At 58.9% G+C, this 26,699-nt stretch carries 20 protein-coding genes; 10 read left to right on the top strand and 10 right to left on the bottom strand.

Annotation, left to right across the window (positions count from 1 at the left end):
* The first annotated feature begins 156 nt into the window (after positions 1 to 156).
* On the top strand, positions 157 to 3,012 hold the full coding sequence (locus ACIX8_RS16405) for a TonB-dependent receptor (protein WP_014266487.1): 2,856 nt from the start codon (positions 157 to 159) through the stop codon (positions 3,010 to 3,012).
* A gap of 53 nt (positions 3,013 to 3,065) precedes the next feature.
* Positions 3,066 to 4,472, top strand: a complete 1,407-nt coding sequence (locus ACIX8_RS16410) for a PepSY-associated TM helix domain-containing protein (protein WP_014266488.1) — start codon at positions 3,066 to 3,068, stop codon at positions 4,470 to 4,472.
* Positions 4,473 to 4,480: 8 nt separating this feature from the next.
* Here ACIX8_RS16410 and ACIX8_RS24715 read toward each other — a convergent pair whose 3' ends face one another.
* The 10 genes from ACIX8_RS24715 to ACIX8_RS16460 all read right to left on the bottom strand — a co-directional run bounded on the left by ACIX8_RS24715 (position 4,481) and on the right by ACIX8_RS16460 (position 19,270).
* Positions 4,481 to 4,939 (bottom strand): GNAT family N-acetyltransferase, encoded by a 459-nt coding sequence (locus tag ACIX8_RS24715; protein WP_014266489.1) that lies wholly within the window; start codon positions 4,937 to 4,939, stop codon positions 4,481 to 4,483.
* The gene (locus tag ACIX8_RS24720) at positions 4,936 to 6,126 is read right to left on the bottom strand and encodes a VanW family protein (RefSeq protein WP_014266490.1); all 1,191 of its coding nucleotides are present in this window, start codon (positions 6,124 to 6,126) and stop codon (positions 4,936 to 4,938) included. The genes ACIX8_RS24715 and ACIX8_RS24720 overlap by 4 nt, the downstream gene beginning before the upstream one ends.
* Positions 6,127 to 6,147: 21 nt before the next feature.
* The gene (gene mqnE / locus ACIX8_RS16425) at positions 6,148 to 7,308 is read right to left on the bottom strand and encodes an aminofutalosine synthase MqnE (RefSeq protein WP_014266491.1); all 1,161 of its coding nucleotides are present in this window, start codon (positions 7,306 to 7,308) and stop codon (positions 6,148 to 6,150) included.
* A 182-nt stretch (positions 7,309 to 7,490) separates the two neighbouring features.
* Positions 7,491 to 9,494, bottom strand: coding sequence for a WD40/YVTN/BNR-like repeat-containing protein (locus ACIX8_RS16430; protein ID WP_044176928.1), 2,004 nt, complete (start codon positions 9,492 to 9,494; stop codon positions 7,491 to 7,493).
* Positions 9,495 to 9,712: 218 nt separating this feature from the next.
* On the bottom strand, positions 9,713 to 11,386 hold the full coding sequence (locus ACIX8_RS16435) for a hypothetical protein (RefSeq protein ID WP_014266493.1): 1,674 nt from the start codon (positions 11,384 to 11,386) through the stop codon (positions 9,713 to 9,715).
* Between the two features lie 679 nt (positions 11,387 to 12,065).
* A complete protein-coding gene (locus ACIX8_RS16440; RefSeq protein ID WP_014266494.1) occupies positions 12,066 to 13,769 on the bottom strand; it encodes an OmpA family protein in 1,704 nt (567 codons plus the stop codon).
* A 265-nt stretch (positions 13,770 to 14,034) separates the two neighbouring features.
* Positions 14,035 to 14,652, bottom strand: a complete 618-nt coding sequence (locus ACIX8_RS16445) for an NADH-quinone oxidoreductase subunit B (RefSeq protein WP_014266495.1) — start codon at positions 14,650 to 14,652, stop codon at positions 14,035 to 14,037.
* 176 nt (positions 14,653 to 14,828) lie between these two features.
* The gene (gene glnD / locus ACIX8_RS16450) at positions 14,829 to 17,408 is read right to left on the bottom strand and encodes a [protein-PII] uridylyltransferase (protein ID WP_014266497.1); all 2,580 of its coding nucleotides are present in this window, start codon (positions 17,406 to 17,408) and stop codon (positions 14,829 to 14,831) included.
* A 147-nt stretch (positions 17,409 to 17,555) separates the two neighbouring features.
* Positions 17,556 to 17,894 carry a P-II family nitrogen regulator gene (locus ACIX8_RS16455; RefSeq protein ID WP_014266498.1) on the bottom strand — a complete coding sequence of 113 codons (339 nt, stop codon included), beginning with the start codon at positions 17,892 to 17,894 and terminating at the stop codon, positions 17,556 to 17,558.
* Positions 17,895 to 17,929: 35 nt separating this feature from the next.
* Positions 17,930 to 19,270 carry an ammonium transporter gene (locus ACIX8_RS16460; RefSeq protein ID WP_014266499.1) on the bottom strand — a complete coding sequence of 447 codons (1,341 nt, stop codon included), beginning with the start codon at positions 19,268 to 19,270 and terminating at the stop codon, positions 17,930 to 17,932.
* On the opposite strand from ACIX8_RS16460, the gene ACIX8_RS26370 reads away from it, so the two are divergent.
* The 8 genes from ACIX8_RS26370 (at position 19,269) to ACIX8_RS16495 (ending at position 26,600) form a co-directional block, all read left to right on the top strand.
* Positions 19,269 to 19,391 (top strand): hypothetical protein, encoded by a 123-nt coding sequence (locus ACIX8_RS26370; RefSeq protein WP_263053374.1) that lies wholly within the window; start codon positions 19,269 to 19,271, stop codon positions 19,389 to 19,391. The two genes, ACIX8_RS16460 and ACIX8_RS26370, sit on opposite strands and share 2 nt — an antisense overlap.
* Before the next feature lie 216 nt (positions 19,392 to 19,607).
* On the top strand, positions 19,608 to 19,970 hold the full coding sequence (locus ACIX8_RS16465) for a cupin domain-containing protein (RefSeq protein ID WP_014266500.1): 363 nt from the start codon (positions 19,608 to 19,610) through the stop codon (positions 19,968 to 19,970).
* Positions 19,971 to 20,111: 141 nt separating this feature from the next.
* Positions 20,112 to 20,987: an N-acetylneuraminate synthase family protein gene (locus tag ACIX8_RS16470; protein ID WP_014266501.1), complete on the top strand. Its 876-nt coding sequence runs from the start codon at positions 20,112 to 20,114 to the stop codon at positions 20,985 to 20,987.
* A gap of 124 nt (positions 20,988 to 21,111) precedes the next feature.
* Complete coding sequence (locus tag ACIX8_RS16475) at positions 21,112 to 21,651, top strand: KdsC family phosphatase (RefSeq protein ID WP_014266502.1); 540 nt, start codon at positions 21,112 to 21,114, stop codon at positions 21,649 to 21,651.
* A 62-nt stretch (positions 21,652 to 21,713) separates the two neighbouring features.
* The gene (locus ACIX8_RS16480; RefSeq protein ID WP_014266503.1) at positions 21,714 to 23,543 is read left to right on the top strand and encodes a thiamine pyrophosphate-binding protein; all 1,830 of its coding nucleotides are present in this window, start codon (positions 21,714 to 21,716) and stop codon (positions 23,541 to 23,543) included.
* Between the two features lie 154 nt (positions 23,544 to 23,697).
* Entirely contained in the window at positions 23,698 to 24,555 is an 858-nt protein-coding gene (locus tag ACIX8_RS16485; RefSeq protein ID WP_014266504.1) for a sugar phosphate isomerase/epimerase family protein, read from the top strand.
* A gap of 200 nt (positions 24,556 to 24,755) precedes the next feature.
* Entirely contained in the window at positions 24,756 to 25,613 is an 858-nt protein-coding gene (locus ACIX8_RS16490; RefSeq protein WP_014266505.1) for an SDR family oxidoreductase, read from the top strand.
* Between the two features lie 207 nt (positions 25,614 to 25,820).
* Positions 25,821 to 26,600, top strand: coding sequence for an SDR family NAD(P)-dependent oxidoreductase (locus ACIX8_RS16495; protein ID WP_014266506.1), 780 nt, complete (start codon positions 25,821 to 25,823; stop codon positions 26,598 to 26,600).
* Positions 26,601 to 26,699 lie beyond the last annotated feature (99 nt).

Here is a 26,699-nt window from a genome sequence, read left to right on the forward strand (position 1 = left end):
TGTAAGGATGGTTTTCCTGGGGGAAAACCATGCAAACGGTCTTCGCCCCTGTAAACGTCTAAGCCGAAACAGCTGTAGCTCTCCCTTTTCATCGCAACTGAAGAACTTTCGCGGCCGCACCTTGTCGTGCGCTCCGCTGTCCCATGGAGGACGAACGTGTACCGGTTTTTATCCCTCTTTCTGCTATCCCTTCTCATCCCCTGCCTTGCTGCGCAGGAGACGATCAACAACGCCTCGCTCTCCGGACGAGTGACCGATTCCACCGGAGCCATGATTCGCGACGCGACCGTAACCGCACGAGCCACAGCGACCAACGTCGCAACCAAAGCCGAAACCGACGCCGCCGGACGTTTCCGCTTTCCCTATCTCCAGGTCGGCCAATACCAGGTAACGATTCACCACACAGGCTTCGCAGATGCCAACGCAACTCTTACTCTCACCATTGGCGCAGCCTTCAACCTTCCCATCACCCTTACAGCAGGCTCCACGGAAGCTGTAACTGTCACCGCAGAGTCGCCTGTCCTCGAAGCCGATCGCAGCCAGATCGCAGGAACGATCTCGCAGACCGAGGCCGCCAATCTGCCGTTCGAAGGCCGCAACTATCTCGACATCGCTCTCCTGCTGCCCGGCGTGTCGCCGACCAATACGGCCAGCACGCAAACTCTCGCGGAGACCTCCGAGGTTGCAGGCCAGGGATACTCCGTCAACAGCCAGCGCAACTTCTCCAACAGCTTCGTCGTCGACGGCCTCTCCGACAACGACGATGCCGCCGGCGTAGCCGGAAACGTCTTCAGCCTGGACGTAGTGCGCGAGTTCCAGGTCGTTACCTCGGGAGGACAGGCAGAGTTCGGACGCGCCCTCGGAGGGTACTTCAACCTCATCACCAAGAGCGGCACCAACCAGCTCCACGGAACGGCCTATGGCTTTCTGCGCAATCAGCGTTTGAATGCGGACAATGCGCTCTCGGGCAGCAACCTGCCGATTACACAGGGACAGTACGGCGCAAGCCTGTCAGGCCCTCTGCGGAAAGACCGCACCTTCCTCTTTGGCAACTTTGAAGAGGAGCGCCTGCGAACGGACGGCATCATCACCATCACGCCGGCAAACGCCGCCACGATCAACGCAAGGCTGCAGGCTGTCGGCTATCAAGCTCCGCTCCTCACGGTTGGAACAGGACCGACCACTCTCTATCCCACAACGCTGCATACGGACACGGCGTTTCTGCGCGCCGACCATCGCTTCAGCCCGAACGATCAGCTCAATGTGCGATACAGCTACTACAAACTCAGCAGCCTCAACGCAAGAGGTGCTGGAAGCCTCAATACGGTGAGCAACGGCACCTCCGTCTTCGACACCAACCATACGGTGGCCGTCAGCAACATTGCTACGCTATCGCCGCGAACCTTCAACGAGACACGCGGACAATTCATCTACGACAGCCTGAACGCACCGCCGAACGATCAGGTCGGCCCAGTGGTGACGATCTCCGGAGTCGCAACCTTCGGACGTTCCGTATCCTCACCCACAGCGCGGCTCAACTATCTGGGCGAGATCGTAGATAACCTGGTGATGGAGCGCGGAGCACACACCTTCAAGGCCGGCGTGGACTTCCTCTACAACGACGACACCATCACCTATCCGCAATCATTGCGTGGTTCCTACACGTTCTCTTCCCTCGCGACCTTTCTCAGCGGCACCTATAACTCGCAGGGCTACACCCAGAACTTCGGAGTGCCCACAGTCCAGCAGAGCAATCCCAACGTCGGCTTCTATGCGCAGGACGAGTGGAAGATTTCGCCATCCTTCACGTTGAACGCCGGCGTCCGGTACGACCTTGAGTTCCTGCATACGATCAACACCAATACCGGCAATGTCTCGCCTCGTATCGGTTTCGCCTGGGCGCCCTATGCCAATCGCGGAACCGTGGTGCGCGGCAGCTATGGCCTCTTTTACGACCGCATCCCGCTGCGTCCACTGGCCAACGCACTGCTCTCGGCACACAACACTACCGATCCCAATCAAGCAGCCCTGCTGAGCTATACCTTCTCTCCTGGGCAGGCAGGAGCTCCTGTATTTCCTGATGTAGCCATTGCTCCACCAGCGGGAGCGGTCGAAAACTACTCCACGATGAATCCCAGCATCCAGAACCCTTTCTCCCAACAGGCAAGCCTGGAGATCGAGCAGCAGATTCTAAAGACCGAGACACTGGGCATCAGCTACCAACACCTGCGCGGAGAGCACCTCATCGGTTCGATCAACACCAACATCAACCTCGATGGAACGCGGCCCGATCCAACACGCGGCAACATTAAGCCTTACAGCTCGGCCTTCGATTCGTACTTCGACGCGCTGGAAGTTTCACTGCAGCAACGTCCTTTGCCCTGGGGCTCGGCGCGGCTTTCCTACACCTACTCCAAGGCAATCGACAATATCAGCGAGTTCTTCTTCAGCGCTCCCATCAACAACTTCAATCTGCGCGAGGACCGTGGCCGTTCCGACGACGACCAGCGTCATCGCCTCGTCTTCGATGCAAGCCTGACCTCCTCCACCAAACCCGCCAACGGTTGGGTCGATCACGTGACACACGGCTGGCGGCTCGGAGGAATTCTGCAGTACTACTCGCGTCTTCCTTTCAACGTCACCACCGGCGCAAATACAAAACAGGCAACCTCGCAAAGACCCTGCGCCGCGGGCTTCAGCCTCACGGCGAACGGAGGCTTGAACCCTTGCACCGAGGCTCTCCCGGGTGCCGTCATCGGCCGCAATACCGGCACCGGCTTTGACTTCTTCAGCCTGAACTCGCGTCTCAGCCGCACCTTCACGCTGACAGAACGAGTCAAGCTGGAAGGCATGGCCGAGGCCTTCAATGCGCTCAACCACCGCAACGACATGATCCCGAACGGTACCTTCGGCACAGGCAACTATCCCACCAAACCCAACGAGACCTTTGGTCAGGCAACAGCGGTTGGCGATCCCCGAAGCATTCAACTTGCCGTTCGATTGAGCTTCTAAACCAGGCTGGTTGAGCCGGCCCCTCGGCCGGCTCAACCGGACGGAGACACCCTATGCCGACCGCACCTGCCTCAAAAGGTTTAGATCATCGCACCGTCTGGCGCTGGCACTTCTATGCCGGCCTCTTCTGCATTCCGTTCGTCCTGTGGCTTTCGGTCACCGGCACGATCTTCCTCTTTCATCCGCAGATTCAACAGTGGCTCGACCGGCCCTACGATCACCTCTCCACCATAGGCCCGGAAGCCTCGGTTAACTCTCAAGTGCGAGCCGCACTGGCAACGATTCCCGGCTCCCGGCTTCATGCCTACCAATTGCCCTTTACTCCGCACTCGCCCGCACAAGTGCTCGTTGATAAAGACCTGCACGAGTTCCGCATTTACGTGAACCCTCGCACGCTCCAGGTGCTCAAGACGGACGACGAAGACAAACGCATCGACAATTTAGTCTCTCGCCTTCACGGCGAACTGCTCATCGGAAGATACGGCTCATGGATCGTTGAACTCGCTGCCTCATGGGCCGTCGTCATGATTCTGACCGGCCTCTTCCTTTGGTGGCCGAGCAACGCCAGTGGCCTCGCGGGAGTGCTCTATCCTCGCCTGCATCAGGGCCAGCGCATCTTCTGGCGAGACATCCACGCCGTCACCGGAATCTACGTCTCATTCTTCGCGCTCTTCCTGCTCTTTACCGGGCTACCCTGGGCCAAAAGCTGGGGAGCGTATCTCAAAGCCGCCAGGCATCTCAGCAATGGACATGCTGTGAAGCAGGATTGGACCACGAGCAGCACCGACATCATCGCAACTCGCGCCTTGCAAACCAGCAACAGCGACAGTGATATGTCCAGCATGCCGGGCATGGATATGAGAGAGACTCCCACCCCTGTATCTCACCATGACAGCTCCCTTGCAGCCGCAGACGTTTATCTTGCTATCGATAGGATGGTCGTCACCGTCGCACCGCTCGGCCTTGCCAATCCTGTCCTGGTCTCTCCTCCCACAAAGCCCAGCGGAAACTGGACGGCAAAGTCCGACACGCGTGACCGTCCGCTTCGCGTCGAGCTTACCCTCGACCCCACGACTGGAGCCATTCTCAAACGCACTGACTTTCGCGCAAAGCCCTGGCTGGACCGGATCATAGGCACCGGCATCGCCGCGCACGAGGGCCAGCTCTTCGGCTTGGCGAACCAGATGCTCGGTCTCTTCACCACTGCCGGACTGGTTACACTCAGCCTAAGCGGCCTGGTGATGTGGCGTCGCCGCAAGCCAGAGGGAGTGCTCGGTGCCCCCGCACCGATTCGCCGCGTTCGTTTCTCAGCAGGGCTCATCGCCCTGCTGATTGCGTTCGGGCTCTACTTCCCGTTTCTCGGCGGCTCGATGATTCTCGTCGCTCTCACGGAACGCTTTCTACTGCGCCGCGTGCCCGCAGCTCAGAGATGGTTGGGGCTCAATACGATCCAAGCCTGAGCAAACTTCTATGCAGAATTCAACGCGCGGATGTACACCATCGCATCGCTTCCCTCGCCATAAAAGTCCTTATCGATATGCAGGAACCGATACCCCATCCGCTCATAGAAACGAATCGCCGCAGAGTTGTCCGTATACACGTGCAACCACATCGAGAGACAACCCGCGTCTCTGCACTCTGCTTCCAGACACTTCATCAGCAGGTGTGCAACACCGTTCCGCCGATACGCAGGATCTACATCCAGAGTCACAACGTACCCCATGTTCTCCTGCTCGACATGAGCAATGCAGAAACCGACGAGGTCCTTATCTTTTTCCGCCACTACAACACGCGCCACCGCGGCTTCAGCAGAGTGCCGCATCATCTCGCGCGTAAACCGAAACTGCGACGTGAAACAGACCTCATCGAGCCGGAACATCGCTTCGAGATCGCCCTTAAGATATCCCCGCAACACGCAATCGATCATGCGCTGGCCATCTCCGCGATCATGGGCTGCCCTAGGTCAATTCGCGCATCCACCGCGTCTTCCAGAGTGATCAGCCGATGCGCCGCCTTCAGTGCCTCTTCCTCATCCCGGCTCAGCCCTCGATCCGTAGCCCGACCTGTAGCCCGATCCGCGGCCTGCGCAGATTCAGTTGTCATCAGCACATCGAACGTGCGACCGCCCATCGCGCCCATGCGCCACAACCAGGGCAGCAGACTCCGGCTCACGCAGAGATGAGTCACCTCAGGACACAGCGTCCGCGCAAGCCTCGCCGCCATGCGCTCAGCCTCTTCCGTTTTCGTTGCCCGTGCAAAGACGTCGCCAGGTCTGCGACTCCGTTGAACATACGCCTCGAATTCAGGCGAGCAGAGATCCATCAGGTAGGCCGTGCACTCTTCGGACTCCGCAGTAGCCCGCGGTGTCTCGTGGCGAAAACAATCCATCACATCGCAACTGGCACAGCTTTGTACCTGCCGCGCAGCACGTACGCCAACGATCTGATCCAGCGGTACGAAGGTTGAAGTCACGGCAACACTGGAAGAAGAATTCTGCCACTCGACGATCAGTTCTTCTCCGCTCATCCACGCTTTGATGCGTGTCTTTTCCCGCACACGAAAGCGAAGATCAATATAGTTCCACGCCACCGTCGCATCATGGATCGGAGCATTCGGCATCTTCACGGAGTGCGCATGACGCTCAACGATCTCGCAACCACTCCTCAGCGCAAGACCATAAAGCGCATTCGAAAGCTGGCATAGCCCGCCACCAATCGCCGGAACGACACAGCCCTGCTGCAGCATCCTGCCTGTAACGAATCCCTTGCGTTTACTAGCTTTGCCCACCTGCTGCCAGAAGCTGAAAGTTCCCCCGGCCTCGATCACGACGCCGTTTAAACGCAGGCAGGCACGGCGCAGATTTTCCACCTTGCCAAGCTCAAACCGCCGCTCACGCCGGTCCGCATCGGACCAGAGACGCGAACGCAACTCGTGGTTTGACCGCCATTCTTCCTCGGGATATCTCTCGACCGGCCAGCGGCGAGCCGTATAGCCCAGATCGTATACGCCACGTTGCGCACGCAAGATCCAGACTTTGAGGGCAAAGAGGGCTGCCTCCCATCGCGTAGGAGTCTTACGGCCTACGTCATGAGCCACACCCGCGACAAGTTCCACCGCTTGCCTCACCCAAAAGGATTAGACCGCAACTGTAAAGCTATCCTCAGTGCGTGTCACCGCGCGATACAGCGTATCGCGCTCGTACGGCACGCGACCAGCCTCGGTAATAAGGCGTACAAGATCCTGCCGGCGTAATCCCTGTGGGGTCTTCGCACCGGCATCATGGTAGATCTTCTCTTCCACCACCGTGCCGTCGATATCGTCCGCACCGAAGCGCAGCGAGATCTGCGCCATCTTCGGCGTCACCATCTGCCAGTAGCTCTTGATGTGCGCGAAGTTGTCCAGCAGCAGACGGCTCACGGCAATCTGCCGGATATCCGTCATGCCGGTCGACTTCGGCAGATGCCCCAATGCCGTGTTCTCCGGATGGAAGCTCAGCGGAATAAACGTCTGGAAGCCGCCAGTCTCGTCCTGCACCGCACGCAGCTTCAACAGATGATCGACACGATCTTCATCGTTCTCAATGTGTCCGTAGAGCATCGTCGCATTCGACCGCAGACCCGCCTTGTGCGTAAGCCGCGCGGTCTCGAGCCACTCGCCGCCATCGATCTTGTGATCGCAGATGATGTGCCGTACGCGATCCGCGAAGATCTCCGCACCGCCGCCAGGGCAGGAGTCCACACCCGCAGCCTTCATCCGATCGAGGGCCTCTTCGATCGTCATTTTGCCGCGCTTGGCGAGAAATGCAATCTCCACCATCGTGAAAGCCTTGATATGAACCTGCGGATAGCGCTCCTTCAAGCCGCTGACCAAGTCCATGAAGTATTCAAACGGAAGATCCGGATGCAGACCGCCGACGATGTGAAACTCCGTCACCGCCTCGGTCAACCCCTTGCCCGCAGTCTCCCAGGCCTCTTCAAGCGCCATCGTGTAAGTATCGGCTGCGCCCTTCTTGCGCCCGAAGGCACACAGACGGCAGGAGGCGACACAGACATTCGTCGGATTGATATGGCGATTCACGTTGAAGTAAGCAAGATCGCCATGCATCCGCTCGCGAACCAGGTTTGCCATCCAGCCCACGGCCAAGATGTCGCCGCTGCGATACAGCGCGACCCCGTCTTCAAAGCTCAGCCGCTCGCCGCGCTGGACCTTGTCCGCGATCGGCTCCAATGCCGGATCGTCGGTCTGAAAGGAATGGCGCGGACGGTTGCTGATAGCTTCGGTGTTCATCACATTCATTCTAGACCTCCGGGGCGATCGAGAGTCGAAAAGTCAGACCTGAAGGTCGGTCCAACCCCCACCCGGAGATGCCTCAATCGCCTGACTTGGCTCCGCCAACGGAAACTCCTTCTTCGCTACAAATGCCATCTTCATACCGGAAAAGGCGATGAAGATGGCACTTGGCAGACCTACTTACACTCTTACTTCGCCGACGAAACCTCGGTCGCGACCATCTGAGGCTGCACCACCATCCCGTCAAACAACGTAGCGCCGATCAGGTGATCGCCCACGGGACGAACAAATCGCAGGTTCCAGCCGCTCTCCCAATAACTGACCTTGTGGTCCGGCACACTGACCCCAAAAGAGAACGTAGAGCTCTCAGAGGCCACCAGGACTCGGTGATTGGCAGCATCATAGAAGACGCCGGCCACATTCTTTACATAGAGATTAGGCAGCGTCTTCCAGGACTTCCCTTGGTCCATCGAGCAGAACACACCCTCCTGGCCTCCGACCCAAAGTCCCTCCTGCCCGTCAACCGCGATCGTCGCAATCTGCGTCAGGTCTTCCGGCAGGCTGACCGTACTCCAGGTTGCACCTGCATCCGTCGACAGCTCGATGTTCTTCAACCCGGCAACCATGATCGTCGACTTCACAGCGGCGACGAAGTGCGGGTCAGGGAGGCGTAGAGAAGTGATCGGTGTCCAGGTATGCCCATCGTTCTCACCACGCAGCAACCCTTCAGAGGTCCCCGCATAGACAATGTCATCGTCTTCAGAGAGAGAGTAAATAATCGCACTGAAATTCGGAGGTCCAGCTACGACAGCAGGCTTCTTCGCCCGAGCCGCGCCCTTGGCTACTACCGTCCGCTTCTGCGGCGCATGCGCTGCTTTCGACTTGGCTGCCGTCTTAGCCTTTACAACCTGGGCTGCCGCCGGTTGAAGCAGCGCTCCGGAGTCCGTCCAGCCCGAATCTCCAAGCCGGAAGATACCGTGTGCCGTTCCCGCAAGCAGTGTTCCCTCCGGCGTCGAAACCAGGCTGAAGACATCGCGGCCACCGAGGCCGGCACTCTGCTGCTCCCACCGTATGCCGCCGTCGAGGCTCTCAAAAACGCCCCCTATCTCCTTGCCGTTCGCCACGCCTACATAGATCCTGGCCCTGTTGTGAGAGTCCATCGCAAAAGACGTCACCTGCTGCGTGGAAAAGCCTGCATTCGACGCAACGAAGCTGGTGGCTGAATCTTCGCTGCTCAGCACGCCCCCCCGATCGGTTGCCAGCAAAACATGACTGGGGTTCTTCGGGTCTACATAAATATCGTTCACGACAATGTCTGGCCCGGTCATGAGTGAAAAGGTCTTGCCACCATCCTGCGTGCGGTACAGGCCCTCTGTCGTGCCTGCATAGACGGTCTCGGGATTGGCGGGGTCTTGCAGCAGCTTGCGCGTCCTGCGTGCCGTGGACGGAATCCCCTGGATCTTCTTGAACTCTGCTCCTGCATCCAGGCTCTTGTAGATGCCCGAGCAGGCACTCGCATAAACGACATGGGACTTCGCAGGGTCGATGATGATCGAAAAGACATCCGAGTCATCGATAAGGCCCTTCTTGATATTGTCCCAATGTTCGCCGCCATCCACCGTCTTCCAGGGCAGATGCCACGTTCCTGCATAAATGATCTTGGGGTTCACAGGATCGATCGCCAGGGACTCCACCTCGTGGATCTCCTTGCTTCCCTCGGGGCTGATCAGTAGCCAGTGCTTGCCATTATCCGTGCTGCGGTAGATGCCCTGCAGCGTGCCTGCAACAACTACATCCGGATCGGACAAGGACTGCGCCATCGAACGGATCGACTGCCCGCGCATCTCGGCCTGCGCATACCAGTTCCTGCCGCCATCCTCGCTGAGGTACAAACCGCCATCGGTATGGCCGACCTCGAAGGCGCCCACCATCAGGTGCTTCGGGTTCCGGGGATCGATCAGAATGTGGTCGAGCACCAGGTCGTCGCGCTTGTCGATGCGCGATACCCGTGCCCACTTTGTGCCACCATCCATGGACTCATACAGCCAGCCGGTAGCCGTCCCTAGATAAAGATGCCTGGAGTTGCTGGGGTCCGCCGCAAACGAGCGGGCATAGCCACCATAGGGGCCCAAAGGAAACCACGTTACCGCGTGCATCGCGGTGGGCATGATTCCCAAAAATACAACCGACATACCGAGTCTGCGTAACGTCCGCCAAATCATTCTGTTCCTGTGACCTCGTACTATTAAACTTAACTGCTTCCGCCGCCGATTGCACTCTTCTAAAGCACTCCCCGGAATTGTGCCTCAAGAGAGATACCTGAGTAATGACCGTTACACCCAAAAGAGACGGCTGGCTGGGACATCCCAGCCAGCCGTAGTTGTGTCAGCTTCCGTAAATTCCCGGACGCTTACTTACGACGGTGCCGTGCGGCGGGCAGAGGTTCCCGCGGCGTAGGCCTGACGGAACCCTCATCTACAGCGGTGAGCCCTGAGCTATCGAAGCTGGCGCCAGCCGGGATAAGGGTCGTCGTCGCGCTTCTTGCGTCGTCCGTGCCCGTATACACCGAGATGCGTGAGGCATCGATTCCCTTTTCGCCCACCAGGTAGGCCTTCTCATTCACCGCGCGCTCCGCGGCTTTATGATCGCCCATATTTTCGCCATCCGCAGCGTTGCCGACAACCGCCAGCTTGGACTGAGGATCACGCTGTACGCTGAGAGCAATGTCATCAAGGCAGGCCTTGGCTTCATTGTCCACACGCGTCGGACGCCTTGCATCACGGCTGAACGAGATCGAGCAGAGGCTGCTGGTCGTTGCCGCCGGAGGAGGCGGTGCCGGCGCAGCGATCATGACAGTCGCGGTCTGCGAAGCAGTCTGCCGTCTGTCGTCCACCACATCGCAGGTCACAGTGATCGTCGACCCGGCAGCAGCTCCGTCCGTCGCCAAAGTAGCCGTTGAGGTATTGCCGCTGACCGTTCCAGCCGTAGCGCTGTAGCTGTAATGCAGAGGACGGTTTTGTGGGCTGACACCGTTGGCCGTAATCGTCGAGGACTCGCCCGGATTCACGCTCGAGGGATTCGCCGAGCAACTGACCGTTGGCGGATCAAAGTTCCGAATCGTAAACTGCGTCGTGCAGTCGGCCATCTCGTAAGGCTTGTTCCCCTGCGAAACATGACCGCGCACGGTGTAGGTTCCAGGAGGCAGAGCCTGGGTGTTGACGCTCACGACATCCGAGGTTCCGGAGACAGGGAAACCCTGTGCCGACCATGTGTAGTTCGCGTCCTTCTTCGGATTCATCTGGCCGGCTGTTCCGGTGATCGTAACAATATCGCCCGGATAGATGGGTCCCGTCGGGACTGTTACCTCGCAGCCATAGGTGATTACAGCCTTCCAGCTCTCACCAGAAGGATGGATCACGACACCGGCGCTGATATCGACCCCTTTAAGGCCGACCTTGCCTCCCAGAAAGGCAGTCTGAAAATCAGGAATGCCACCGGTATAAGGAGTGCCAAAGTCAGCATGAGCGTAGCGGAAATCTGCCTGGATCACGCGAACGCTGATCCGGCGCCCCCAAAGCGGTGTGTCGTAGTCCAGGCCGCCGCCCACGGTGTAGGCCGGACCCCAGGTCCAGGGCTCGTGCTCAAACTGTGCTCCATCGTTGTTCGGTCCTACGATCGCCCCAGCGCCAAACAAGGCATGCGCAAACGGAGTGAAGTTCTGGATGGGAAAACGAACAATAGGACCGGCCGACAAAGAATCGAAGCCGTCGTTATTGCCGCCGTTATCGCCCGTCCCGTGATGCAGGACAAAAGAAGCCTCAGCGCCGACATGATGAGTAAAAAAGTAAGCACCCGACACAATGCCACCGGCGGCAATCGAGGTATAGGGGAGATTGAACGGCTCAACCTGCCCATGCGCATTGAAATAGGAATACCCGAGGAAGATGTTATAACGCGGAAGAGTATCTCCCGAGGGAGCCGTTATGTTGGGCATTCTCTGCGCATTCAAGCTCGCAACTCCAAGGCTGAGCGCACTCACAACTAATAGACACCGGCCAATATTGCGAAATGGGCGATAGGACATGAAATTCCCCATAAGTTGAAGATGAAATAGATACAGCGGATGACGCTACGCTTTTACTTACGTTACGCCTTACTTGTCGGTTGATGTGTATGATTCGCAAAAGTTTGACACAGATGCCCCATCTCTATCTAGCAAAAAGAAATAGCTTCCTGTAACTTCCGCGACCCTGTTTTTCTTGGCTCTATAGTACTTCATCCAGGGTCATTTATAGATAAGGCTCTAAACGACTTGTGCATGACAGATTAAAAACACGCAAACCATTGAACAAAATGGGTTTGCGAGAACTATTCCATCCAAAAGGAAGTAACTCTAACATCTTACAACCTTCGCAATTGTTGCTATTACGCAACTAGCCCAGCGAAAAGCTTCCCTGGCTTCAGCACGCTTTGAAGTTACTTTGTCACTAATATCTGAAACGATACCTCCTGCCTCCATTCATAAAATCCAGCCTATTTAAATGGAAATAGTAAGCAGCATCAATTCCGCTTCATCGAACGCTGAAATTGCCGCGCATCATCGAAACTTAGAACACTTAGGGTCTGCCATCAAAGCATGAATGCAGCGTGCAACTACTCTGCTGTGGCGAGAAACCGGACACATACCCTCAAACAAAAAACGGCTGGCTGGGGATAATTTCCCAGCCAGCCGTTGGTGTATAGCTTCCGCTGATTACTTAGCGTTAGCCCTTGTGGTGGTGACGGTGACCAGCTCCGAGCGACTTGCGGGGCTGAACCTTGATTGCGCTCTCATCCACAGGGGTGAGACCGGTCGTGTCCAGCGTAGCGCCTACGGGGATGATGGTCGTTGCTGCGCTCTTGTCACCAGCAGAGCCGGTGTAGACCGAGATGCGCGAGGAGTCGACACCCTTTTCAGTTACCAGGTATGCCTTCTCGTTCACAGCACGCTCAGCAGCCTTGTGCTCTGCCATCTTCTCGTTTGCTGCAGCGTTACCGATAACAGCCAGCTTGGCCTGCGGATCGCGCTGAGCGCTGAGGGCGATGTCGTCAAGGCAAGCCTTGGCTTCATTGTCCACACGCGTCGGGCGCTTCTCATCGCGGTTGAAGGCGATGGTGCAGAGGCTGCTCGTGGTGACCGGGGTCGGAGCAACCACAGGAGCCGCAACCGTAACGGTCGTCATCTGCGAAGCAGACTGGCCTTTGTCATCAACTACGTTGCAAGTCACGGTAACCGTGCCAGGAGCAACGCCAGCCGTGGTGAGGGTGGCCGTTGAGGTGTTGCCGCTGATCGAACCAGCCGTGGCGCTGTAGCTGTAGGTCAGAGGACGGTTCTGCGGGCTGACGCCACTGGCCGTAATCGTCGAAGGATCACCGGGGTTCACCGTCGAGGGGTTAGCCGAGCAGCCTACTGTCGGAGGAGCGAAGGGGGTGACAGTGAACTGAGCCGAGCACTCTGCGTTCTGGTAAACCTTGTTACCCTGTGAGATCTTGCCCTTCACAGTGTAGTTACCAGGCTGGAGCGACTTGGTGTCGATGCTCGCAACATCCGCAGATCCGGAGACCGGACCGGAATCCGAGGTCCAGGTGTAGTTCGTCTTACCCTTCGGCGCCAGGTTGGTGGAAGTTCCGGTAATCGTGACCACATCGCCGGGGTAGATCGGACCGGTGGGAGCTGTCACAGCGCAGGCATAGGTAACAGGCGGCGGCGGAACAACGCTGCCGATGTGCCACAGGATACCGGTGCTGAGATCAACACCGTTCAGGTTCGCGCGACCACCCAGCCAGGGAGTTCCATAAACAGGAGGAACCGTGGTGAAGGGGGGAGTGACCGTCGTAGCAACCGGACCGAAGTCAGCGTGAACATAACGGAAGTCAGCCTGGAACAGGCGAATGCCGAGGTGGTGATGGAAGAGCGGGGTGTCATAGTCCATACCGCCGCCGACCGTCAGGGCAGGGCCATATGTCCAGGGCTCGTGCTCAAACTGAGCAAAGTTGTCGTTGTTCGGTCCCAGGAGGCGACCGACGCCGACAAGGCCGTGAGCGAAGAGCGTGAAGTTCTGCATCGGAGCACGGAAGATAGGACCAGCCGACAGAGAGTCAAAACCGTCGTTGGACTGTCCACCGTCTCCACCGAAGCCGTGATGGCTGACGTAGATCACTTCACCGCCAACATACTTGTTGAAGTAGTAGGCACCGGAACCGATCGCACCCACGTTGATCGACGAGTACGGAATATCCGACGGCTTCACTTCTCCATGGGCGCCAAAGTACGAGTAACCCACGAAGAGATCAACTCGTGAAGGATTGGGCCCACTAGGGGCGGTTGTGCTGGGCGCGGTCTGCGCGCTCAGGCTCACTATTCCAAAGCTGACCGCACTGGCTGCCAGCAGGCACCGGCCGATACTACGAAACGGGCGATAAGACATTCGACAATCCTCCACTAATGACGTGCTTACATGTTCTGCTTTTGCGGACTCAGTTCGAGCTATGATCCGCTTACGTATGGGAATTCTTCAAAAGTGTAACGCAGATGTTCTCTGTGTCTACAACAAAATTCCTTACCCTGCATCAATTTAGCCATTTACCAATGAGCAAACCCATAAGTATTTGGCCGATTAGAACGGCTGCAAACTTCTAAAGCAATCGTTCCCTGCCCCAACAGCAAGCTAGACGAATGAACCTCTGCTTCCGTTACGACAAATTCAATGTGTCTCTCACCGTGCCCCGACTGCCCTGAATCTTTTCCTGCAACAAGGTAATGGCATAGAGCAGTTGCTCCGGCCGCGGTGGGCACCCGGGAACATATACGTCCACCGGAATGACCTGGTTTACGCCCTGTAGCAGCGCGTAGTTATTGAAGACACCACCTGAGGTCGCGCAGGCCCCCATCGAAATCACCCACTTCGGCTCAGGCATCTGCTCGTAAAGACGGCGGATGACGGGAGCCATCTTCTGCGAGACGCGGCCCGCAATAATCATCAGGTCGCTCTGCCGGGGGGAAGGCCGGAAGACCTCCGCGCCAAAACGCGCGATGTCATAGCGCGATCCACCCATCGACATCATCTCGATCGCGCAACAAGCCAGGCCAAAGGTCATCGGCCAGACCGAATTCTTGCGAACCCAGTTGATCGCTGCGTCCAGAGAAGCCAGAACTACACCCTCAGGCTGTTCTTCGCCCCAACTTACTTCTGCAACTTTATCGCGATTTTTGCCAAAACTATCGAGCGTGCCGAAGATATACCGGTCGTTGTGCTGAGGAACCGAGGTTGGCCGCCCACTGGTCGAAGTCTGATTTGGATCCATGCTCATAAAAATAAGTATAACGATGCGATGCCAGCTTATTTCAATACGTTGCCGCCTCTAGCGCATCTATTTTGTTCGCCTTGTCATATTTGAGCCTCGCGGGAGTCCTGAAGATGGCCCATAATGGCCCGGCAAGCACTCCCTTCGAGTTCGTTTGCGGCCCGATGAAGAAGAGCGATTGACTAGCGTGCATTCTCATCGATCGCCTCCAGCAACGCACTCCGTAGCTCCGACTCCTGCTCTTCGTTCAGCCGCATCCCGCCATGCGTGAGGTAAAACACATCGATGGCCGTCTCTCCTTCCGTATCGACGAGCGCCACTTCGACGTTGTGCCCTGACGCGCTCAGGGTCAGACTGACGGCGCGCAGCAATCCCGGCACGTCCTGCGCAACGATCTGCAGCAGCGTACTGTGGCTCGAAGCCGTCTCATCGAAGTCGATCTTCGTCTCCACCGTAATGCGTGGAGCTCGGCGACGACTGCGGCGGCGGCCGCTGAGCATCTTCTCTACCGAGGCACGCCCCGCCACCAGCTCCCGCACACTTTCCACAAACCTCTCGCGCTCGCTCACATTCAGCTCGAGCGTGCGAAAAGTATCGGTAAACCGAAAGCTGTCGACCACCACCCCGGCCGCATTGGCAAAGGCATCAGCCGTTACTACGTTCATCCCCCACGCAGCCAGAGCGGAAGCCATACCCGCAAATAGACGCGGCCGATCCCGCGTGACCAGGGTAATCTCGCTCATGGACGTCCCATAGTTGCAGGAGATCTGGAACGGCTCCTCGTCAAAGTGCGTCGTCATCTCGAAGTGACGGCGAATCTCCTCGGCGGAGCGTGTCTTCAGGTACCGCTCGGGAAAGCCCTCCAGAAACTGCTCGGCCTCGGCTTCCCGCTTCGGCAACAAGGCCAGCACACGGGCGATGCGCTCGTCCCTGCCGCGCGTGCTGACGCGCTCTTCATCGACATTGCGATCGAGCTGGTTGGCCGCATTCATCGATAGCCGCCAGAGGTTCTCCGCCTTCCACGGCGTAAGCGCATCCGGATGCACGGCCTGGATATCCGCATAGGTAAATAGCGTCAACATGCGCAGAGACTCATGCGTCTGCACCTTGCCTGCAAAGACGCGCACCGTCTTCGCGTCGAAGATGTCCCGGCGCAACGCCGCGGACATCTCCAGATGCGTTTCGATCAACCGCATCACCAGAGCGGAGTCGTACGCATCCATCTCCAGCCTCACCAGCACGCCCTTGGCCATGCGCGCGCTTTCGATGGCGTGGTCGCCCCCGGCCCGGCCCTTGCCTGTGTCATGCAGCAACGCCGCCAGGTAGAGCAACCCAGGATTTTGCAGCTCTCGAATCATCGAGCCAAACTTGACGCGCCACTCCGGTGCATTCGGCCCAGGATCGCTCTCCAGCCCATGCAGCGTGTCCACCACGACAAAGGTGTGCTCATCCACCGTGTAGCGATGGTAGGCATCGCGAATCACCAGGGCATCGATACCGTGAAACTCGGGGAGAATCAACTCCAGCAACCCCAGAGCGTGCATCGCACGCAGGGCCATTCCCGCACGCGCTCCCGTGAGAATCGCGGACAGCTTGCTCCACAGTGCCGGCCCTTCTTCCAGATAAGCCGACAGACGAGGCAGTGCAGCCGCAATCCGCTCTTCGCTCTCTGTGGAAAACGCAGCCCCTGTCTTTGCCATCGCGGCAAACGCAGCCAGCACGGTATCCGGATCGGCTGCGGGATCAGCCGCCCCTGCTGGATCGAGTACGATTCGCCCGTCCTTCAGGCGAAAACCGGGCACCGGCACAAGCTTTACGCGGCGGAGTTCACTCTCCCGCACCAATCCATTGACTTCCAACTCGCGCAGCAGGCGACGCTCGACGATGCGCGCATGGCGAAAATAAGCCCGCATCCAATACGCCGCATCGATTTTGCCGCCGTCGGCACGTCGGCCCAGGCCAATGCCCTGCTCCGCCGCTGCATCCTGTGCCAGCCAATCCAACGTATTGTCGTCGCGATCATGCCTGTAGTGCAGGAAACATCGCACCGCGGCCAGGAACGCCAGGGCCTCTTCAAACTCGCCATCGCCCTTGCCAACATCGGGAGAACGTCCCTGCAGCATCCTCAGCCAGCCACAGACGTGCGCATCGCGCAGGCCGCCGGGACAATCCTTGATATGCGGCTCCAGATGGAAGAGCGTGCCGCCATACTTCCCGTGCCGCTCACGCGTCAGCGATGCAATCTCCGAACGAATCGCCTTCGCATCGCGCACCATCAGCTTGTTGCGAATCTTGTCGTCCAGCTTCGCAAAGATGGCCGCGTCGCCCGTGATGGGCCTTCGATCCATCAGAGACAGCCCGAACTCAGCGTTCTCCGGCGCAAAGCGTTCGCACTCCGCCAGGGCTCGCGTCATCGGAGAGGCGCGCATGCCGCAGTCCCACAGCGCCTGCGAGACACGCCGGATGGCATCCTTCGCGCGAAGGGCCTCCCCTTTTTCAGCGCAGAACAGCATGTCGATATCGGAATGGGGAAACAACTGCGCGCGGCCATACCCACCAATGGCCACAATGGCAATTCCCTTTGCAAATCGAGGTTCGGCTGCGACCTCCACAGCCCACAGCCGCCGGATGAACGCATCTACCAGGTCCGAACGCGATCCTGCCACGGCAAGGCCGCTGTCCCCGACCTCAAAGTCGCGGCGAATCTGCCCCATCAACCGCTCATACTCCGCGCGCATCGTATCGTCGTTCGTCGCCGTCACCCCACGTGTTCAGCTTTGGTTCGTCCCCCAACTACTAATCCAGATGCAGCAAAGACTGGAAAGCATAGATCAACCATGCCGCATGGGCTCTTAGCCATGCTCTTCCAGTCCTTGCCCCACCCATCGACACTACAAATAAAACAACACCTACAGCGCAATCTCTCCGCGCTCGTCGTTGCGGATTCGGATCGCTTCATCGACCTTCGAGACGAAGATCTTGCCGTCGCCGATACGCCCCGTCCGCGCTGCCGTAATGATGGCTTGAATGGCCTTCTCCGCCATGTCGTCCATCACAACCAGTTCGAGTTTCACTTTCGGCAGAAGGTCCACCGCATACTCGCGGCCACGGTAGAACTCCGTGTGTCCCTTTTGCCGTCCATGGCCGCGGGCTTCGAAGATCGTAATCCCCGCGATACCAAGCTCCACCAGCGCATCTTTTACCGCATCCAGCTTCGAAGGCTGAATCACCGCCTCAATCTTCTGCATATCCTTCTCGCTTTTCCTGTTTCCTGTTCTCTACTCTAAGCCGCTTCCCAGTCATAGCCCTCTTCGCCATGTTGCGAGAGATCCAAGCCTTCGCGTTCATCATCTTCGCTCACACGAAGACCCATCAGCTTATCAACTACAAACAGAATTATCAGAGTGCCCACAATGGAAAGTGCCCAGGCGATGACAACACCCACCAGCTGGTTCACCACCTGGCCATGATTTCCTTCAAAGAAACCTGTCGCCTTGCCCGCTCCGAAGATCGGGTTGATGACCGAATTGGCAAACAAACCCGTCAGAATCGCACCCAGCGTTCCGCCCGCTCCGTGAACGCCGAAGGCATCCAGAGAATCGTCATAGCCGAAGATGTTCTTGACCTTCACAACCATGAAGAAGCAGAACACGCCCGCGATCAAGCCAATCCAGAGAGCATTCATCGGGGTAACGAAGCCGGAGGCCGGAGTAATAGCCACCAGGCCTGCCACCGCCCCCGAGATGCCACCCAGAGCGGAGGGCTTGCCGTTGCGAATCCACTCCGCAGCCGCCCAGCCGATCGCCGCAGCCGCAGCGGCGAAGTGCGTCGCCACAAAAGCCGAGGTCGCCAGACCGCTTGCGCCCAGTGCCGAACCGGCGTTGAAACCGAACCAGCCCACCCACAGCAAACAAGCACCAATAAAGCTCAGAACCACCGAATGCGGAGGCATGGCCTTCTTCGGATAGCCCAGCCGTTTGCCGAGATACAGAGCCGTCACCAGCGCGCTGACACCGGAGGTCACATGAACCACCGTTCCGCCCGCAAAGTCCAGGCAGGGAAACTTGCCGCCGGCAGCGTTCAGAAGGCCGCCAATACCCCAGACCATGTGCGCCATCGGGCTATAGACGATCAACGCCCACAGCACCATGAACACCAGCATGGCGGAAAACTTCATCCGCTCGGCAAACGCGCCGGTAATCAGCGCGGGGGTAATGATCGCAAACATCAACTGGTAGACCATGAAGGTCTGGCCCGGAATCGTCGGTGCGTAGTCCTTGATCGGCGAAATCCCAACACCGTGCAGGAAGACGTTATGCAGGCCGCCGATAAAGGCGTTGCCCGTGCCGAACGCCAGCGAATAGGTCACCAGGGCCCACAGCACCGTGATCACGGCCATCATCGCGAAGGTCTGCATCATGGTGCCGAGGATATTTTTCTTGCGGACCAGGCCGCCATAGAACAGCGCCAGTCCCGGGCCGCTCATCAGCAGCACCAACGCCGCGCTCGTAAGCATCCAGGCGTTATCGCCCGCGCTTTGAGCTGCTGCAATTGCCGCTGCCTGATCGGATGCGGTCTTCTCAAGAGCTGCGATACGATCGGCCGCAGCCGGAGTCTGGGCCATGGCGACTCCTGTCACCATCAACCCGCACATGACCAATGCCAGCGCACATAACGCCTTCATTCTGCTTTTCGAGTACAGCTTTGCCACCCAGCGCATGGGACGATCACCCTTTCGCAAGTAAAGAACACCAGTGAAAAAACTTTAGGACCCAGTGAATAAAAGGCTACCGGCATCTGCACCCGACCTCGGCGCAGCCCATGAATATACGTTCCCCGCAGGCCATTTTGGGCCCGGAAGACACCTTGCTTTTGAACCAGTTCCGTCTACTTTACATCATGTTTACACGTTGATTCACAGGGAGAGGGCTCCTTACCGCAAAACCCTTTAGTCTTACTCTATGTCTTCCTCCACCGCGCATCACACATCCTGGGCCGAACTCCCCGTAGAACAGCTTGATTCCTTGGTCACCCGGCAGTTTGTTACCGGGTCGCAGGTCATGCTGGCTCGTCTTGAACTTAAGAAAGGCAGTACAGGACCGCGTCACGTGCATCCTAACGAGCAGATCTCCTACCTCGCTGTAGGAGCCATGCGTTTTTCGATCGGCGAAGAAGGTTCCGCCGAAGAAAGGATTTTCCGCGCCGGCGATGTACTTGTGATCCCCGGCAATCTACCCCATACGGCCGAGGCTATAGAAGACTCTGTGATCTTCGACATCTTTGCACCGCCACGAACAGAATGGCTTGGTCGCAATAACGGTTAGCCACTGAATGTTCATTGCATTTCAATGATTTGCAGTCTGGACGCTCTCCGTTGTTCCTGTAAGAATGCAGACAGTCTCTCAAGTATCTCTTTTTGGCCCTCAACCCGCTCCCAGCCTCTGGGAGCAACCTCTGGAGCATGAATGAGCACCGTAAAAGTCGGAAATAAGCAGCTTGGCGTCGGTCAACCCTGCTATGTCATCGCCGAGATCGGCATCAATCACAACGGCGACATCGACCTCGCGAAACGCCTCATCTCGGTCGCTGTCGCAGCCGGTTGCGATGCAGTCAAATTCCAGAAACGCACCGTAGAGATCGTCTACACCGAGAAGGAACTTGCGACGCCCCGCCCCAATCCCTTCGGCGAGACCAATGGCGACCTCAAGCGCGGCCTCGAGTTCGGTCAGGAAGATTACGAAGAGATCGACAATTTCTGCAAACAGGTCAAGATCGACTGGTTCGTCTCTCCCTGGGATGAGCCCTCCGTCGACTTCATCCAACAGTTCGACACCCCGGTCTACAAGGTCGCCTCGGCTTCTCTGACCGACGACAACCTGCTCAAGTACATCCGCAAGACCGGCAAGCCGGTCATCGCCTCCACCGGTATGAGCACCTATGCTGAGATCGATCATGCCGTCGAAGTGCTGGGCAAGGAAAACCTGATCCTCATGCACACCACCTCGACCTACCCTGCCAAGTATGAGCAGCTCAACCTGCACGCTATTCCGAACATGATTCAGCGCTACGGCGTTCCGGTCGGTTATTCCGGCCATGAAACCGGCATTCCCACCTCTGTTGCCGCCTCTGCTCTCGGTGCCTGCTGCGTGGAGCGCCACATTACGATGGATCGCGCCATGTGGGGTTCGGACCAGGCCGCCTCGCTCGAGCCCAACGGCATCTCGCGCCTCGTGCGCGATATCCGTCTGTGCGAGCAGTCCTATGGCGACGGCATCAAGCGCGTCTACGAGGAAGAGATTCCCGTCATGAAGAAGCTGCGCCGTGTCGGTGCCGCAGTCTAATTGCCTCAACCAAACAAAAGCGCCCAGTCCAAATGGATTGGGCGCTTTTGCTTGTTCCTGTTTATCCCTGGCACAGCGACCAACCGGAAACTGCCCCCGGACATCCGACTAAACTGGAAGACACATGCCCTTTGATCCCTCACAGCTTCAAACCCTGCAGGCCATCGCCTTTGATGTCGATGGCGTTCTCACGGACGGCACCCTCACCTGGTCTCCCTCCGGCGAAGAGTCCAAGAGCTTCTCCTTCACCGACATCATGGGCGTCTCGCTGCTGCGGCGGCTGGGCATCAAGATGGCGCTGATTTCAGGCGAGCCCTCACCTCTGATCGATCTCTATGCACAGAAGATGCACATCCCTTACGTCGTAAAGGGTACCCGCGACAAAGCCACCGCCCTGCGCGAGTTCGCCATCAAGTTCGAAGTCCCCCTGGAACAAACCTGCTTCTTCGGCGATGACGTCAACGACCTCTTCGCCATGGAGATCGCCGGCCTCTGCGCCTGCCCCTCCAACGCGGCAGCAGATGTACTGGCTCACGTCAGTGAACATGGTTTCGTGTCAACGCAACCCGGTGGCCACGGAGCAGTTCGCTCCTTCGCCGATGCCCTTCTCTCCGCTCGCAACCTGCGTGGTCGCGACGTCTTCCAAATGCGTCCCCCCGAATAGCCAGGTCATAGCCAATCGCCTCGAGTTCCTCTTCCTTTGTCAACGGTTTACGATAGGTGCCAATGAAGCTCTCCGATTATGTTCTGAAGTTCGTTGCCGATCTGGGCATTACGAATGTCTTTCTCGTTACCGGCGGCGGTGCGATGCACCTCAACCAGTCGCTCGGCGCGGAGTCCCGCATCACTTCGATCTGCAACTCGCACGAGCAGGCCTCTGCGATCTGCGCCGAAGGCTATGCGAAGGCCTCCAACGGCCTCGGCGTCTGCATGGTGACCACCGGCCCCGGCGGCACCAACGCGGTCACCGGCGTGGCCGGCGCGTGGCTCGACTCTACCCCGACCCTCTTCATCTCCGGCCAGGTCAAGCGCCCCGACCGCATGTTCGACGCCGTCACCGGCAAGCCGCTCGGCATGCGCCAGCTCGGCGTGCAGGAAGTCGACATCTGCTCCATCGTGGGTCCGATCACCAAGTACGCCGAGACCATCCTCGAGCCCAGGGACATTCGCTACCACCTCGAGAAGGCCGTCTACCTCGCGATGAACGGCCGCCCCGGCCCGGTCTGGATCGACATCCCGCTCGACGTGCAGGCCTCGCCCATCGACGAGACCGAACTGCGTGGCTTCGATCCCGCAGAGTACGCGCATGCGGACTTCATCCACGGAACCTCCAACATCCCTGAGGAAGTAGCCCGCGCCATCGAGGCCTTCAACGCCTGCGAGCGCCCCCTGCTCTTCGCCGGCAACGGCATCCGTCTCGCTCGCGCTGAAAAAGAATTCGAAGAACTGCGCAAGTATCTGGGCGTGCCCACGGTCGCCACCTGGTGCGCCGCCGATCTCGTCCCTTCCGACGATGCCACCTACGTAGGCCGTCCCGGCTCGGTAGCGGCTCGCGGCGCCAACTTCGCGCTGCAGAACTCCGACTTCCTGCTGGCCATCGGCGTGCGCCTGGACTTCGCGATCACCGGCTACGCACCGCACAACCTCGCTCGCGAGGCCCACAAGATCGCCGTCGACATCGACGCCGCCGAACTCGGCAAGCTGCACCCCTACCTGCAACAGCCCGTCTGCGCCGACGCCAAGGACTTCCTCACCGAACTGCTCAAGCACAAGGACAAGCTCAAGCCGCGCAACATCGACGCCTGGCTGGCCCGCTGCGCCGACTGGAAGACCCGCTATCCCGTTGTCACTGACGAGCACCGCAAGCCCGAAGGCCTGGTCTCGATCTTCAATCTCGCCGAAGTCCTCGGCGAAGAGGTCAGCCCCAACGACCGCCTCGTCGTAGGCAATAGCGGCTCCGGCATCGAGATCTACCTGCTCGCCTGCCCCACGCTGCACTCCCAGCGCCTGTACCACACCGCGGGGCTCGGCTCCATGGGCTACGCCATCCCGATGGCCATCGCAGTCTCCATCGCCAATCCCGGCCGCGAGGTCATCGCAGTCGACGGCGACGGCGGCTTCATGTTCAACATCCAGGAGCTCGAGACCATCCATCGCCTCCAGCTTCCAATCAAGTTCTTCGTCCTGAACAACGATGGCTATAGCTCCATCCGCGCCTCGCAGACGGCCTACTTCGGCAAGCCCAACATCGGCGCCGACAAGAACACCGGCCTCACGATTCCGGACCTCTCGAAGGTAGGTGCCAGCTACGGCCTAGGCACTCATGTCATCAAGGACCAGACCGACCTCCGCGCCGAGGTCCGCAAGGTCCTCGACATGAAGGGCCCAGTGCTCTGCGACGTCAACGTGCTGCCCGACGAAGTCCGCGCACCGCGCCTCCAGAGCTACCAGAAGCCGGATGGCAGCTTCGTCTCAAAACCGCTGGAAGACCTGTTCCCCTTCCTGCCACGCGAAGAGTTCCTCGCCAACATGATCGTGAAACCACTGCCGGAATAGCTCTTGCTGTTGCTCTTGCCTTTCTGGTTGTCATTCCCGCAGGGAATCTGCTTCCTGCATTTGCTGTTGTCGTTGCCTTTGCTTTTCTGGTTGTCATTCCGAGCGCAGTGAGGAACCTGCTTCCCGCTGCGCCCCAACCTCTCCTTGAGGTCCCATGTCCCACACCTACGGCATCATGCAAGGCCGTCTCTCCCCCCCGGAAGACGGCCGCTTCCAATCCTTCCCCCGCAGCGCCTGGCGCGAAGAGTTCCCCCGCGCCAAGGCCGCCGGGTTGGACTACATCGAATGGATCCACGATGCCTACGGCGAAGGCAAGGACTCCACCGGCCGCATCGCCAACCCGATCTTCACGGAAGCCGGCCTGACCGAATTCGACGCCCTCAAGCGCGAGTACAACATCGCTACCCCGGCACTCTGCGGCGACTGGTTCATGGACGTCCCGCTCATCCGCTGCTCTCCGGCGGAACGCGAACGCCGCGAGCGCCACCTGCACGACCTCATTACCATCGCGAAGCGTATTGGAGCCACTCGCATAGTACTGCCCTTCGTAGACAACTCAAAGATCAACGGCGAGTACGAACGACAGACCGTCATCGAGATCCTCAAACGCGCCCTTCCCGTCGCGGAGAAGAACGGCGTGGAACTCCACCTCGAAGCCGACTTCAACCCCACCGACTTCGCCGACTTCCTCAAGCGCATCCCGCATCCCATGCTCAAAGTAAACTGGGACTCGGGCAACAGCTCCGGCCTCGGCTACATCGCCACCGAAGAGTTCGCCGCCTACGGTGACCGCATCGGCTCGGTCCACATCAAGGACCGCTACAAGAAGCCCGAAGGCGGCGTAGAAACCCGCCCTCTCGGCACCGGTTCCGCAAACTTCGACGATGTCTTCAAGGCCATCAACAGCATCAGCTACCAGGGCGGCGTAACACTACAGGTAGCCCGCGGCGCAGACAACGACGAGGTCGAATTCATCAAGAGCCAACTCGACTTCGTAAAAAAATACTGGTAGCCGCATCCCTCTACCTTTGCTCTTGCTGTTGTTTTTGCCTTTGCCTTTGCCTTTCTTGTTGTCATTCCCACAGGGAATCTGCTTTTGCTTTTGTCGTTGCCCTTACTTTTGTCGTTGCTTTTGCCTTTCTGGTTGTCATTCCGAGCGCAGCGAGGAACCTGCTGTCTCCCGTTCTTCGTTAGCCTGCCCCAGGAGCCTTCATGCCCATCACCGCCGCCGACCTCAAGCTCAACTCCCTCTTCAACCTCGAAGGCAAGACCGCCGTCCTCACCGGCGCCTCCGGCTTCCTGGGCCGCACCTTCGCCCTGGCACTCCTCGCCAACGGAGCCCGCGTCGTCGCGCTAGGCCGCAGCGAACGCCTCCAGAGCGAAGCCAAAACCTGGGCCAACCAGTTCGGCGCGGACAAGATCTCCGTAGCGCAGATCGATATGTACAACGTCGCAGAATTAAACGAGCTCTGCGACAAGATCGCTGCGGAAGAAAAATCCATCGACATCCTCATCAACAACGCCCACGAGCTGGGCTCGGCAACCGGCTTCAACGTCCCTGAAGGCTCGCTCGAAAACTCGACCTTCGACCAATGGCAGCGCAACCTGCAAGGTGGCGTCTACTGGGCCGTGCAGACCACCCAGCGCCTCGGCATCAAGATGAAAGAGCAGCACCGCGGCTCCATCATCAACATCGCAACCATGTACGCTTCTGTCGCACCGCGCCCCCAACTCTACGAGGGCACGACCTCACTCAACCCACCCGGCTACTCCGCCTCCAAGGCCGCCCTCGCCGCCTTTACGCGCTACACGGCCAGCTTCTGGGGACGCGAAGGCGTCCGCGCCAATTGCATCTCACCCGGCCCCTTCTCCAACACCGAAGACGCCGAAGGCCAGAACTCCGTCGCCGAAGACTCTCCCTTCGTACAAAAGCTCAAGGGCTACACCGTGCTCAACCGCATCGGCCGCCCGATCGAACTCTGCGGAGCTCTGATCTTCCTCGCCTCCGACGCCAGCACCTATGTCACCGGCCAGAACCTCAACGTAGACGGCGGCTGGACCGCCGTCTAGAGGTCACCCTCCGGTAGACCTACCCCAAATTTGTCATCTCGACCGAAGGCGACGTTCTCTGTCGCCGAAGTGGAGAGACCTGCAGGTTGCTCACGCTGGCACGATTGCCTGCCGCACGGAGCCATAACCTTATCGGTCTAGATACGCGAGTATCCGTTTAGCAACGTAAAACAATCTACCCCTGTCCTTAGCGTCTAAACTACCCGCATGGATCTTCGTCTCGACAACCAGGTCGTCTTCGTCGCCGGCTCCTCCCGCGGAATCGGCCGTGCCATCGCTGCCGCGCTGCTAGAGGAAGGTGCGCGAGTCGTGCTCACCGGCCGCGACGAGACCTCCCTGCGCAGCACGCAGATCGAACTCACCACACCGATCAACCAGGACCGCATCCTTGCCATTCGCGGCGACTTCGCCGATGCCGCCACGATCTCCCGCGCGCTGGAGCGCACCGTCCATCACTTCGGCCGCATCGACCACCTCATCGCCAACCTCGGCACCGGCAGCGGCAAGCCCGGCTGGGACCAGCCCGAGGAAGAGTGGGAGCGCCTCTTCGAGCTGAACTTCTTCGCCTCGACCCGCCTGACCCAGGCCGTTCTCCCGGATCTGCTCTCCAACTCCAACGGCGGCAGCATTCTCTACATCTCTTCCATCGTGGCTATCGAAGCCACCCCCGCCCCGCTGCCCTACTCCGCCGCCAAGGCCGCGCTGGTGAACTACTCCAAGAACCTCGCGCGCCAGCTCGGTTCGAAGAAGATCAGGGTCAACACCATCGCTCCCGGCAACATCTACTTCCCCGGCGGCTCGTGGGAGCGCCACCTGAATAACCGTCGCGAGTCCGTCGAGGCCATGCTGCACAACGAAGTCCCACAGCAGCGCTTCGGCACCCCGGAAGAGATTGCCTCGCTGGCGGTCTACCTATGCTCACCACAGGCCGCCTTCGCCACCGGCTCCTGCTACGTCATGGACGGCGGCCAGACACGCAGCCTGTAGCTCTCTAGACTCACCCCAAAACAGTGGGCTCCTGCATCAGCGTTGACGATGAAGCACTTGGTGCGCCACGGCTTCGCCGCTCGGCGTTGTCGTCGTATC

The sequence above is a fragment of the Granulicella mallensis MP5ACTX8 genome, assembly GCF_000178955.2.
GTDB lineage: Bacteria > Acidobacteriota > Terriglobia > Terriglobales > Acidobacteriaceae > Granulicella > Granulicella mallensis.